The following is a 12,598-nucleotide window of genomic DNA, read 5'->3' as shown; positions in this document are numbered from 1 at the left end:
CAATAATTTCAGAGATGAACGAGGAATAAACCCATGATTAACATCAATCTGAAGTCGCTGGTCGACAAAATGTCGCCCTATATGAGGGACTCGCTCGAAGGAGCAGCAGGTCTGTGTCTTGCTCACAGCCAGTACAATGTTGAACTCGAACATTGGTTGCTGAAACTCCTCGATATCTCTGACACCGATTTTGTTACCTTGCTGGAAAAACATGACGTTAATCCTGGGAGTGTCGCCAAACAACTGGCCGGTACGATCTCGCGTTTCCGTTCAGGCAGCAGTCGTCCGGCTGCTCTCGCCCCAAGTATTGTCGAAGCCGCTAAGAACGCCTGGATGCTGGCTTCAGTCGACTACGCACAACCCGTCGTCAGCTCAGGTCACCTGCTTGCGGCCTTGCTGTTAGAAGACAGCACGCGTCGTCAGCTCCTTGAAAGCTGCCCTGAGTTAAAAGAGATTGCGCCAGAATCTATCCGTGAAACTGCCCGCGCTATTTTCGGCACCACTGGCGAGACCGATTCACTGGTTCGTGGTAATGAACCAGGCTCAGAAGGCGGCCAGCCAGGCCCTGTGTCTGCGTCTAAAACGCCAGCGCTTGATAAGTACACAGTGAACTTAACGGAGCGTGCTCAGAGTGGTCAGATTGACCCGGTACTTGGCCGTGATGAAGAGATTCGTCAGTGCATCGACATCCTGACCCGCCGTCGTCAGAACAACCCGATCATGACGGGTGAAGCCGGTGTCGGTAAGACCGCAGTGGTTGAAGGCTTCGCTTTGCGTATTGCCGCGGGTGACGTGCCTGAACCGCTGAAAGGTGTTGCTGTACGTACTCTCGACCTTGGCTTGCTGCAAGCAGGTGCGAGCGTGAAAGGCGAATTTGAGAACCGTCTTAAATCTGTTATTGAAGAAGTCCGTGCTTCCGTCACTCCGATTATTCTGTTCATCGATGAAGCGCACACCATGATTGGCGCGGGCGGAAAAGAAGGACAGGGCGATGCAGCAAACCTTCTGAAACCTGCACTGGCACGTGGCGAGCTGCGCACTATTGCTGCGACGACCTGGGCTGAATACAAAAAATATTTTGAGCGTGACCCAGCGTTGACCCGTCGCTTCCAGGTTGTAAAAGTTGAAGAACCATCGGAAGAGAAAGCGATCGATATGATGCGAGGCATCGCTCAGTCTCTGCAGGATCACCATAAGGTCCGTATTCTGGACGAAGCCATTATCGCTTCTGTGACTTTATCTCATCGCTATATTCCGGGTCGTCAGCTTCCGGATAAATCGGTCAGCCTGCTGGATACCGCGTGTGCACGTGTAGCACTCAGCCAGTCGGCGACACCGGGTGCGATTGAAGATGCTCAGCGTCGTATTCAACGAGCGGAAACAACCATAGGTAAACTGGAGCGGGAAGCGGCGGCGACGGGAGAGCATACCGAACGTCTGGCTGATCTGTACGCAGAAAAACAGAATGCAGAGACCTTGTTAGCTGATCTGAATACTCAGTACGAACAGGAAACCGCATTGATTACTCAGATCCGCGAGTGTCGTGACCAGATCGACCAGAACTTTATGGCAGATGCTGACAACAAACTGTCAGACAGCGATGCCGATGCGCTTAAAACTCAACTGAAGGCGCTTACCGCTGAACTGAGTGGCATTCAGGGGGATGCACCTCTGATGCAAGCGAATGTTGATGAGCAGGCTATCGCTGAGGTGATCGCCAACTGGACAGGTATTCCGGTCGGTAAAATGGTCAGTGATCAGATTACTGCGGTACAGACACTTGCTGATCGCTTGGGCCAGCGTGTTATTGGTCAGCCACATGCGCTGGAAGCAATCGCACAGGTCATCCGGACCTCGCGTGCTGGTTTAACTGATCCGCGTAAGCCAATGGGCGTTTTCCTGTTCTGTGGTACGTCGGGTGTGGGTAAAACAGAAACGGCTCTTGCACTGGCGGATGAGTTATTTGGCGGTGAGCAGAATATCACCACCATCAACATGTCTGAATTTAAAGAAGAGCATAAAGTTTCTATGCTTCTTGGTTCACCTCCGGGGTATGTGGGTTATGGCGAAGGCGGTGTACTGACCGAAGCTGCACGCCGTAAGCCGTACTCCGTCATCCTGCTGGATGAGATGGAGAAGGCACACCCAGGCGTTCAGGACATTTTCTACAACCTGTTCGATAAAGGTACGATCAAAGACGGTGAAGGCCGGGATATCGACTTTAAGAATACCATCATCATCATGACGTCGAACGCGGGTGAAGATGCGATTCGCGCTATCTTCAATCAGGTTGAAGAGAAGCCAGAGCCTGAAGTATTGCTTGATAATATCCGTCCGCATTTACTTCAGCACTTCAAGCCGGCATTCATGGGTCGTGCGAATACCATCGCATACTACCCACTGGATGATGAGAACCTGATGCAGATCGCCGCGATCAACATGCGTCGTATCGAGAAACGCCTCACCGAGAAATACGGTGCGGAATTCAGCTACGACGACGATGTACTTATCAATATCGTCGCACGTTGTCAGGAGTCGGATACCGGTGCTCGTAACATCGAAACCATCCTCAACCGTACCGTGCTGCCAGCGCTGGCATCAGAGTGCTTAGCGAAGATGGCCGAAGGCGAAGAAGTTACTAAGGTGCACATTGGTGCCACCGAAGACGGTGACTTTACTTATCAGGTAAGCTGATTATCGGTAGGAAAAAAAAACGGGGCGAAAGCCCCGGTTTTTATATCGATTTTCCATTAACCAAAACAGCATCGAGAATTTTCTGGGCTTGCTCACTGACTTTTCGGTGTAGTCTTTCAAATAGATTTCTAATAAAGGCCAAGGTAGCATCTGCTGCTTCAATGGTCCTTCTCATTCCAAGCAACTCAGCGATTTTTCTGAGCAGCGAAAGTACAAGCGTGGACAGATGTTTGGTTAGGTCTATCCCCTTTCTTAAAACGTAAGCCAATTGATCCAGAAGTGTAAACGATCCAGTCAATCCCGCTCCAACCGCGCTTCCTATACCTTTTGCTACTTTTAGTAGTACATAGTTAATAGCCTTATCTAAATACTCAAGATTTGTCGGGGTAAAGCTAACTGGCGACTTATTATTAAGCCAAGGCTCAATTTCGGTAGGCTGCAAGTGTTCATATTTCAGCCCTCTCAATGCTGGCCACTTTTTACCTTCGACGGAGTCTTTATACAACTCCATATCGTGTGCTGCTAAGGCTGCAAAATTACCTGAACTAGGCAGGAAATAGTCATAGTCTGCACCTGTAGTTACCGGAACATGCATAAAAGGCCAGCATGGGATGCATGGAATCAGGTCAGTGCGGTGATAAGCTCGGTATATATTCTGTGGACCAATTTTCCTTGTGAATTCATCGGAAAAGTTCCTCAGGCCAACTCGGGGAGAGCCAAATGTATAGCATTTTACTGGTAGAGTAGGATATTTGGATTTTGAGTATTCAGTACATAGAGTGGCGAGGGCGCCACCAAGGCTATGGCCTATGATATGAAGCTGTTCGATATTTCGTTTACCGCATTCAATCAAAAATGGGTCTATTTGGCTCTTCATTGAATTGAATGATTCAGAAAATCCATTATGAACCGGGTGGCCATATGAGGATCTTTGTGTAATCCCTACGCTTGCATCAGTTAGAATATCTGCGGCGAATTTTTTGTTTGTACCTCGGAATACTATGAAAGCGTGGCCCTTATAGCCCGATTCCTTCCCGAATGCTGTTAGCCCCATACCTGTTTGAGATTTAAGGAAAAATAAGGAACCCGTAGTTCCCTTTAGAATTGGCAGGGTGGAACAATCAGTATTTTTACCAAGTCTAGGTGGCTCTGGAAGCTCTAGGTAACCTTCGTGTAAATCGTAAAAGGTTTCATATCCGAATCCGGTATTATCGGCTGTAACAAGATAGTAGATATCGTTCGCTATCTCTGCGGCCATCAGTGGTGGAAATTCCATAATTATATAATCCCTTGCAAATGTATGGATATTACTCTGGTGGTAAAATTATTTTCTTCCTGTCGTGTTCAGCATCCCACTTACACCTAGAAGAAAAGGCATTTCCTTCAATTCTGAACCGGATTGGATCATCGCTTAATTCGCAGCTTATTATCCAAGGTTTACCCCGTGATTCTGAAAATTCACTCTCTTTACGTTTGATTCCCTCTAATAGTTGGTATTCCATCCCATCTACATAAACATAAAGCGTCTGTGGGGAAACAAACTGACTGGGAACGAACTTCCTGATTGCATTGGAAATGGATGTGTCGAAAACAGAAGGCATGCTGAAGTAGCCATTTTCATCCGTCTTTGACTCGTCAATCCGTTCGTCTGAAACTCTCTTTATTCTTGCATTTGCAACTGGCTTGCCATTGAGCGTGATCGTGCCGGATATTGCTGAGAATAAGCACGTTTTATTGTTCTTTGACATCGCGTTAGCCCCTACGAATGCAATTATTAATACGATAAAAAGAGAAAGCTTCACCATTCACCCGCCCACCAAAACGGTCGGGCAGCCCAATACAATCTTACCGCCGTGAGCTGTTGAGTCGCCCATCCGTGCTGCAGGCTTATTGCTCATCAGGACGGTTGTACTGCCCATGACAATAGAGTCGGGAGGCCCAACGCAGACACACATACTGCCCAGAGTCGCGGCAGGCATATTACCGATGAGCACTGTAGGTGCACCGGGAGAGACAATAGGGCCGCCAACGTGCGGTACCGGACCAGATGACATCGGGCAGACGTGCATGTCAGTGATGCGTGAGGCTGGCTTTCCCATGATCAGGCTCCTTCGATCATGCCGTTTCCGCCACGGGCAAGATCGATGCCCTGAGCGAGAAACAGCTTATAGTTGTCTTCAATTTTTTCCGGGTCGATCGTGGCTGAAGCGAGTGTGATGCTGCCGGCCACTGCATGGGCGTATAGGTAGGCTGGTGGTGGTACCTCAGGTTCGCCCGGTGGGGTCATGCTTCCGGTACACCAACTTGCTGCAGTGGCCGCCCAGCTGGCTGCAGTTTTGTACTGTGTTTTTTCACCGAGTTCTTTGCAGCGCTGGCGATGGTCTTCTGTGGGTTTTCGAGCCCAGGTTTCGGTCGCCAACAGGGCATTAATGTTGTGTTCGTCGGTGTCTGGCTTTTGGGCTTTTCTCGCAGCGAGGCAGGCCCACCAGACTGCCTCTCGCTTAGGTAGGCCGTGGGCCAGTAGTTTGATGGCATCCTGGTAGTAACCTGCTTCCATCAAGCGCTCGATACTGATCTGCGGCGCTGTATCAGGAATCACGACATCAGCGGCCTCCGGCTCAGTTAATTCAAATTCTTTGAGCAGTTCGTCGGCAGTCAGCGCCTGTATTTTTATCAGCTGAGTCATGCTGTTACCACTTAGTTAATTTTGGTCAGGGCACCCTTCACCGTGAGTATGCCGCCGGCTGATACTTCGCCAATAGCGCTGGCTTTGGCTTTAAGCATGGTGCCTTTAATCTGAACGCCGCTCTGGTCGATTTTTATGCTGTTAGCGCCGACTTTCAGTTCGATTGAGGTCTTGGAGGTAATCTTAATCGCGCCCATAGCATCGATTGTTGACGTACCTTTGCTGACTTTCAGGCTATGGTTGCCTGAGTCGACTTTGGTCGTCTGATTGCCTTTCGATACGGTCAGTGAATCGTTGCCTTTACTGACGGTTGCTGTGCGATTCTGTTCTACGGTCAGCTTCTGGTCGTTCTTAACGGTGACGGTCTGATCGTTTTCGACGGTGCCGGTCTGGTCATTGTGAATGATCCAGTTGTGATCTTTACCGGCTTCCATATAAATTTCTTCGCTGCCTTTTTTATCGTCAAAGCGCAGTTCGTTAAATTCACTGTCTTTGACCATGGTTTTCCAGCCGCTTTGCGTCGATGTGTAGTTCGGACCTGCGTTGGTTCCGTTATAAACAGCCCCTGTTACCAGCGGGCGATCAGGGTCGCCATTGATGTAGCTGATGACTACTTCCTGGTCGACGCGCGGAACGAAGTTCGCACCCCAGCCTTTACCAGCGAATTGCTGTACGACTCGTACCCAGCAAGAGTTCTGGGCACTGTTCCATGGGAAGGTAACTTTTACCTGGGTGAAAGTGTCTTTGGAGCTGTCACTGCCTGTGGCTTTTACTTCACATACGGTTGCGACCTGAGGCGCATGAACTTGGCGTCGGTAGGCGTCGTGCTGAGGCCTGACCAAAGTATCTGATGGAACGCAGCTGAAACGGTTCGAGTTCTGGGTTGATTCGCCATTACCATCGCGGGCAATGATGCTGAGGTGAGTCACCAGGTACTTACCTGTTTCGCTGGAAATAGGGTGTTCAAGTTCAAAACGTGCACCCGCCGATAGGGCTATGATATTGCTCGTACCCTGTGCAACGTCGAACCCTGCCTCAACGGCTTCCATGCTGTTCTCAGCGAAGGACTTACTCTTAGCATCGATGAGAGTGTGCTCGCTATCTCCCTCGGGCTCCAAGTGGAAAGCACCATATCCCTGGGTAGTCAGACCTGAAATTTTATTCAGGTCTGATTTGGTTTTAACTGTCTGCTTGTGATCTTTACTCGTCGTGTTCTCGGAGTAATCACGGAATTCGAATGCATTTGTATGGTAATTAAAGGTCCGCTGCCAGCTGTGCACGGATGGAATGTCTGGCTGAACACCGCCGCCATCATATTCTGCTTTGGCCGCGCCTGAGTCGACGAAGTCCTGTGCATCATCGACAAAGATAAGTTCATGTTCACCGTCTTTGTGTGTGAAGTAGTAGCTGATGCCTTCTTCTGCGAGCAGGCGTGATACAAAGGCAAAGTCCGTTTCTTCAAACTGAACGCAGTATTCACGTTCGGCAAACTTGCCTTTGGTATTCAGCTTGAATGAGACAAGCTTGCTGTATTCTTTCAGAACTTCTTCGATGATCTTATCGGCAGTTTTCTTTTGGAAGATCCTGTTTTTCGCACCGAGTGTTGTGAACCATAGCCCTGGCACTACCTCAGCACGATATCGACGTAATCCTTCGTCGTTAACATCAAGCATTGCCAGGTGGTTGATGTAGCCGTGAATATAGCGTGATTCTTTCGTCTTTTCTGATTGCAGGCTGATAGTAACGTCTTTACCGAGAAGGTCTTTCTGAGCGATCTCGTGGTTGTCAGAATATAAGTCGAGGTGGAAGTGGAAAAGGTCTGAAATATATTCGTCACCGGTCAGCTCTGACACAATCATTGCGTCTTTACCTAACGGAGTCGTTATCTGAATAAGGCGGTTGTTCTGACTGAGTGCCGTCATGCTATATCACCACTGCGTTTGTGATGGGTAGCGTAATGAGGGGGCTACGCTTCCACTTGCGTTAGAATCCTTTAGAACAGAGCAGCCTGTTGCAGGCTGCCCTGAGATGTAATGGGGTTAGGATACCCTATTACAGTGGTTTTGCAGTAGTCAGGTCGTAACCAACCTTCATGTTCTTAGTATTCTTGTTGGTCTTATCAGCGTGAGTCAGGTCAGCTTCGATTTTTGCGAAGCTCAGAGAGATAGACTCAGCTGGAGCACCGCCAGCTGCAGCGCTGATGCTGTAAGAAGAGATGATTACTTCTTCCAGAGTGTAGACAGCGTACTTTTCTACTTTCTCTGCACCAGTCTGAACAACGTGGATTTCTACCTTAACACCAGCGTCACCAGTAACAGATGACTTGAACAGGCCACCTGAAGCAGCGTCCAGTGGCTTAGTTACAGTCACTTCGCTGATGCTTGGACGAGATGCTTCACGGTTAGACATTGCACCCGCTTGCATGGTGATTGAGCGGCCAACGCCGAAGCTCATGCTATCAACTTCAATCCAGTTCTCGTAACCAGCAGCAGTTACGTTACCTTGTGGGTTGTTGCCGTTGAAATTCATGTAGATAGCCATTTAACAATTCCTCTGTATTTAGTTAAAGATTTCCTTCAAGCCTTGGCTGTGCGGGCTGATTTTCAGCGCTTAAACCACGGCCATATGGCAAGTGAGGCCAAGTTAAACAGATTAGACCCGAGACGAAAACCCCTGATTTTTTATTATTTATTCGACTCTGGCACGAATTTATAGCAGTTACTTTCACGAGGCTGGCTGCAGACAGACAGGGCCTTTAACTACATGGGAGAAGCCAGTGATCAGTGAGCGGTTTGACTCTGACACGATTTATTAAAAGAAATTTTTTGCGATGATCGAGAAAATTACAATGATGCGTAATATTACGCCACTGGGCGTATTCGCCGATTAAGCGGTGGTGGGTTTTGACTTCTTCTTCGGGCGGCCACGCTTAAGTGGGCGTACCCGGTGGTTGGCAATTTTTTCAATGTTCTCGGTGAACTGATCTCCGCCGAGTACCTGGCCGAGTTTGATGGTTTCAGCAATATAGGTAAGCAGTCCGCGGTCGAATTCATAGCGGAATAGCTTACTGTACTCATTGGCACGCTCTTCGTAGGTATCGCCGAGCGCAAGGTACAGCCGGTGGTCCTCAAGAATTTTGCTCTTCTTTCGCCCAGTGTGGTGGTTGAAACTTGACCACTCGTAAAGCTCAGGACTCTCGACAATCCCTTCATGCATGGGTTTCAGTTCAACGTAGCGATAGCAGGTAAGCAGGTAGGCCTCGGAATCAATGACGCTGGACTTATAGCGGCCACCCCATAAGGTGCCCGAGCGCTGGTAACGGTGATTGACGTATTGAACGTAGCGACGGCCAAGTGACTGCATCATGGATGAAATTCCATTTGCGATGTTCGGTGTGGCAACCATCTGAATCGCATTGGGCATTAATACATAGGCATGAAGATCGACATCGTATTGCTCAGCCGCCTTCTGCAATGACGCCAGATAAAATTCGTAATCTTCGTCATCGAAGAAGCAATTCAGGTTGTTGTGGCCGACCTGAATGATGTGCTGGGGGATGTTGGCGATGTTGATACGCGGCAGTCTTGCCATGTCGAGTATGTGTCCCTGCTGACGGTGATTCCCTGAAGTTTCAGACGCTGCCACGCTGAAGTGAGGCCAATTATGCTGAACAGGTGTTGCAAAATCAACCAGAGGCGAATCAGGAAAAATTCTGTCACCGCTCAGCTTTTTTTGTTTTAATCGCTCGAGTCCACACAGAGCCGCTGTATCCGCAGCCTGCCCGGAGGGCGAGTGCTCTGTTCACTTGAGATATGGAAAATGGAATGAGCAGAAGCGTCTCTCTTGCAGTAAATGGTCGCACGGATATCGGCCAGATCAGGGAGGAAAATGAGGATGCAATTACGTGGTTTGCTCATCCTGATCAGCCATTCGCGTACGTTGTTGTGGCCGACGGTATGGGTGGTTACAGCGGTGGCGCGCTTGCCAGCCGGATTGCCATTCAGACGATCAGTCTTTGTTTCAGTCAGCTGATTACCCCGACGTTCCTTGCTTGTACCCCTGAGCAACAGAAACTGATGATTCAGTCTGCGGTTCGTAGCGGCATTCACAAGGCCAACTTGTCTATCATTGAAGCGAAAGCGGAGAACCCGGATTTTTCTCACATGGGAACGACGGTGGTTCTTTCTGTGGTGTGGCAGGATCAACTCACGGTGGCCCATGTTGGCGATTCCCGTGCGTATCACTGGAGCCTTAAGGGGCTGACGCAGCTGACCCGTGACCATAGCGTGGTTCAGGAAATGATTGATGCGGGTACGCTCACCGAGGAAGAGGCCAGAACCAGCGATGTGCGTAACCACATCACCCGTGCACTAGGCGTCCAGGAGGATGTAGAGCCCGACCTCAAAACCTACCGTTTAACTGAAAGTGCATTGCTGATGCTCTGTTCTGATGGCCTGACTGAGTATTTCGATAACGCCGAGCTGCAACATGTTCTGGCAACGCACCGTCCAGCACTCGAGTGTTGCTATCGCTTAATTGATGATGCGAATCACAGTGGTGGCCGCGATAATATCAGTGTCGGGATGCTCGAGGTTACCGTGGGTCCGAATCAGTCTGTAGCGCCTGTTATCTCAGTACCGAGTGGGCAGGGTGAAGATACGACCGTTCGCAGAAATCAGCCTCGTTTCGGGGAATAACTCTGTTGAGTGGTTACTCAGTAATATAAATTCCCATTTCAGCCCTGCCTGACTTTCTGTCCGGCGAGCCTCTTTGCTGTGTGATTCTCTTTGGGTAAACTCCTGTTCAGAGATCGAATTCGTCTTTTATGTGTTTTAACAGGCCGGTATTCAAGCTCTGATCATGTTGCTATAATGCCGCCGATTTTTACCGGGTCTGGCGTCAATATGGCGTTGATAAGGCCCGATTTATGCAGCTCTGCCCCGAGCAGGCGCTAAACGGATTGCAATTTCAGTAGGGCAAGGATGTCTCAGAATTTTCCTCATAGAGATCGTTACGTGGGCCGCCTCCCGGCTCTACTGCTTCTTGTTAAAACACAGATGCGTGCGGCCGTGCCTGCACGTTTAAGGAACAGGGATATGTTGATTCATTCCAGCCTGGGTGCGTCCGTGCGCCGGGGTGTTACGTTGTCGTTACTGTCACTTTTTGCCGCTGGCGTTGTTCAGGCAGCGGATCCTCAGGTCCCTGGTATTTCAGCCCAACAGGCATCTTCTTTACGTGATGTGTTTGGTATTAATGCGCCTGATGATCAGCCGGACGCAGATGAAGACTTCCGTCAGCGCTCTCGTCAGAAGGATCTGATGCCAAGCACGGATGGCGATATCCCAGATATTAATGACCGTGATGCGGGCCCCCGTATTCTTGTAAACAAATTCGCTTTTGAACGCCTGGAAGAGTTTCCTGAGTTTGGTATCACGCGCGAAGGTGTGCTGGCTGAAGCTGAGCGTTTGCGCATCGTTTATATGAAGGAAGACCAGCGTGGTGATGCTGGTTATACGCCGGATGAACTTCGTGAGATCACGGCATATCTGCGCGACATTGGCAGTGATTCAGACGTTGATGACCTGACTCATGAAGATATGCAGGCGCTGATTGAGTTAATCCGTGACCAGAAGCGGAGCCGCGGCCTTAGTTTTGCCGATCTGGAAGAAATTGCGAACCTGCTGACGATTTATTACCGCAAGCGCGGGCTGTTTCTGGCGCGTGTGCTTTTGCCAGCACAAGAAGTTGAGAACGGCGTAGTGACTTTTACTGTGATGGAAGGGCGCCTTGGTCAGCTTGAAGCTCTGGGTAATGAGCGTTACAGCGAGGAGCTGCTTGAGTCTCCGTTGGAGCATATCGTTGGTGGCATCGTAACCAGCCAGCAGGTTGAAGAAGCGCTTTATATTCTCAATGACCTGCCCGGCATGACACTGACCGGAGCATTCAGTGCGGGTAATAATCCAGGTGAAACACGGCTTCGCCTGGTGGTTCGTGAGGAAGATGATTTCTCCTATCTCGTGCGTTTGGATAATCACGGTGCTCGGTTTACAGGTAAAGCGCGCGCATACGGCAATATGCAATGGCATAACCCAGCAGGCATTGGCGACAATCTGAGCATAGGCCTGCTACGTTCTGAAGATATCGGCCAGAATGATTCGGGTGACGGCCTTGCAGACGAAATTGGTACGCGCGAAGCACACAGTAATCTCGGTCAGATCAGTTACTCTCTGCCTGTATTTAACCTGCGCAACCGGGTGTCGATCAGTGCCGACCGCAACACATTCGATCTTGTTGACGAAGATGGCGGCATTATCAACGCCCTGGAAATCAGCGGTGTAAATACTACCTACGCACTTCGTTATGACTATCAGATTCGCCGTACCCGTGACTTTAATATGTCGACTGGACTGGCAGTTACCGATAAAACCTCAACGGTAGAGAGCTATATCGATTTTCTGTCGACGGAAGATCATGTCGTCGCGGGTGAGTGGAACTTCTACATAGATGGTTTGAGTCAATCGGGTATTCGTATGCTCAACACCGCGAATCTCCGCGTTCAGTACGGTAGCTTCCAGACCGACGTTGTTGAGGGCGCTGATGAAAATTATGTGCGCACGGCGATTGATACCAGCTCGCTCTTCTTCATTCCTCTGCCATTTACCGAGAAATACAGCCGCTTACTGACCAGCGTTCGCCTTCAGCATACCGACCAGTCGCTCCCTTCGTTTGAGCAATTCAGTATGGGCGGCTCAACGGGCGTTCGCGGTTTTCAGGTCGGCGACTTCTCTGCTGATAAATCCGCATTTATAAGCAACGAGTGGTACTTCGACCTCCCTGAGTGGAATCTCTTCGGTAGAAATACGCTCAATGATGTATTCCAGGCCGGTATTTTATTTGATCTAGCTTACGGCATTCAGAACGGCGGCTTCATAACGGACAGCGGTACATTGGCAGAAGACGAATGGGCACAAATGAGTGCCGCTGGCCTTGTATTTAAAGCAACCTGGGGTTCGACCTTCAGCAGTAAAGTGTCTGTTGCTACCCCAGTATACGGCAAGTCGAGCCTGGACCCACAGGATGGTGACGCCAGTACCGAACCACTGAATAACAATCCTGATGCCATCGAAGTATTCGCTGACATCAACTTTTATTTCTGACGCACAAAAGCGCAGCGCCGGCGACCAGACAGCCGGTACACATGGATAAGCTACCGGAGGG

General features: G+C 49.7%; 10 protein-coding genes. 3 read left to right on the top strand and 7 right to left on the bottom strand.

The features are described from left to right. Window positions 1-33 precede the first annotated feature (33 nt). Complete coding sequence (gene tssH / locus BW941_RS13590) at window positions 34-2,694, top strand: type VI secretion system ATPase TssH (protein WP_084188978.1); 2,661 nt, start codon at window positions 34-36, stop codon at window positions 2,692-2,694. Between the two features lie 40 nt (window positions 2,695-2,734). On the opposite strand, the gene BW941_RS13585 is transcribed toward tssH, so the two are convergent. The 7 genes from BW941_RS13585 to BW941_RS13555 all read right to left on the bottom strand — a co-directional run bounded on the left by BW941_RS13585 (window position 2,735) and on the right by BW941_RS13555 (window position 8,971). Continuing rightward, window positions 2,735-3,970: a lipase family protein gene (locus tag BW941_RS13585; protein WP_084188976.1), complete on the bottom strand. Its 1,236-nt coding sequence runs from the start codon at window positions 3,968-3,970 to the stop codon at window positions 2,735-2,737. 31 nt (window positions 3,971-4,001) lie between these two features. Continuing rightward, complete coding sequence (locus tag BW941_RS13580; protein ID WP_076516921.1) at window positions 4,002-4,499, bottom strand: DUF6795 domain-containing protein; 498 nt, start codon at window positions 4,497-4,499, stop codon at window positions 4,002-4,004. Continuing rightward, a complete protein-coding gene (locus BW941_RS13575) occupies window positions 4,500-4,793 on the bottom strand; it encodes a PAAR domain-containing protein (RefSeq protein WP_076516919.1) in 294 nt (97 codons plus the stop codon). 2 nt (window positions 4,794-4,795) lie between these two features. Beyond that, the gene (locus tag BW941_RS13570) at window positions 4,796-5,380 is read right to left on the bottom strand and encodes a DUF6931 family protein (protein WP_068436241.1); all 585 of its coding nucleotides are present in this window, start codon (window positions 5,378-5,380) and stop codon (window positions 4,796-4,798) included. Window positions 5,381-5,391: 11 nt separating this feature from the next. After that, window positions 5,392-7,302 (bottom strand): type VI secretion system Vgr family protein, encoded by a 1,911-nt coding sequence (locus BW941_RS13565; protein WP_076516917.1) that lies wholly within the window; start codon window positions 7,300-7,302, stop codon window positions 5,392-5,394. Between the two features lie 130 nt (window positions 7,303-7,432). Further along, complete coding sequence (locus BW941_RS13560; protein WP_068436237.1) at window positions 7,433-7,921, bottom strand: Hcp family type VI secretion system effector; 489 nt, start codon at window positions 7,919-7,921, stop codon at window positions 7,433-7,435. Window positions 7,922-8,266: 345 nt separating this feature from the next. Further along, window positions 8,267-8,971: a transposase gene (locus BW941_RS13555; protein WP_076516915.1), complete on the bottom strand. Its 705-nt coding sequence runs from the start codon at window positions 8,969-8,971 to the stop codon at window positions 8,267-8,269. 233 nt (window positions 8,972-9,204) lie between these two features. Between BW941_RS13555 and BW941_RS13550 the strand changes: the two genes are divergently transcribed. After that, window positions 9,205-10,077 carry a Stp1/IreP family PP2C-type Ser/Thr phosphatase gene (locus BW941_RS13550; RefSeq protein ID WP_139325850.1) on the top strand — a complete coding sequence of 291 codons (873 nt, stop codon included), beginning with the start codon at window positions 9,205-9,207 and terminating at the stop codon, window positions 10,075-10,077. A 399-nt stretch (window positions 10,078-10,476) separates the two neighbouring features. Beyond that, on the top strand, window positions 10,477-12,537 hold the full coding sequence (locus BW941_RS13545; protein WP_076516913.1) for a ShlB/FhaC/HecB family hemolysin secretion/activation protein: 2,061 nt from the start codon (window positions 10,477-10,479) through the stop codon (window positions 12,535-12,537). Window positions 12,538-12,598 lie beyond the last annotated feature (61 nt).

The organism is Thalassolituus maritimus, assembly GCF_900156675.1.
Classification (GTDB): domain Bacteria; phylum Pseudomonadota; class Gammaproteobacteria; order Pseudomonadales; family Oceanobacteraceae; genus Thalassolituus; species Thalassolituus maritimus.
The sequence above is the reverse complement of the archived record's forward strand: the minus strand, read 5'-3'. Positions and strand labels throughout refer to the sequence as shown.

Bases quoted from the DNA above. Each gene is read 5' to 3' on its own strand.
- BW941_RS13550 (WP_139325850.1), top strand. From the start codon at position 9,205: ATGAGCAGAAGCGTCTCTCTTGCAGTAAATGGTCGCACGGATATCGGC.
- BW941_RS13580 (WP_076516921.1), bottom strand. From the start codon at position 4,499: ATGGTGAAGCTTTCTCTTTTTATCGTATTAATAATTGCATTCGTAGGG.
- BW941_RS13585 (WP_084188976.1), bottom strand. From the start codon at position 3,970: ATGGAATTTCCACCACTGATGGCCGCAGAGATAGCGAACGATATCTAC.
- tssH (WP_084188978.1), top strand. From the start codon at position 34: ATGATTAACATCAATCTGAAGTCGCTGGTCGACAAAATGTCGCCCTAT.
- BW941_RS13560 (WP_068436237.1), bottom strand. From the start codon at position 7,921: ATGGCTATCTACATGAATTTCAACGGCAACAACCCACAAGGTAACGTA.
- BW941_RS13565 (WP_076516917.1), bottom strand. From the start codon at position 7,302: ATGACGGCACTCAGTCAGAACAACCGCCTTATTCAGATAACGACTCCG.
- BW941_RS13545 (WP_076516913.1), top strand. From the start codon at position 10,477: ATGTTGATTCATTCCAGCCTGGGTGCGTCCGTGCGCCGGGGTGTTACG.
- BW941_RS13555 (WP_076516915.1), bottom strand. From the start codon at position 8,971: ATGGCAAGACTGCCGCGTATCAACATCGCCAACATCCCCCAGCACATC.
- BW941_RS13575 (WP_076516919.1), bottom strand. From the start codon at position 4,793: ATGGGAAAGCCAGCCTCACGCATCACTGACATGCACGTCTGCCCGATG.
- BW941_RS13570 (WP_068436241.1), bottom strand. From the start codon at position 5,380: ATGACTCAGCTGATAAAAATACAGGCGCTGACTGCCGACGAACTGCTC.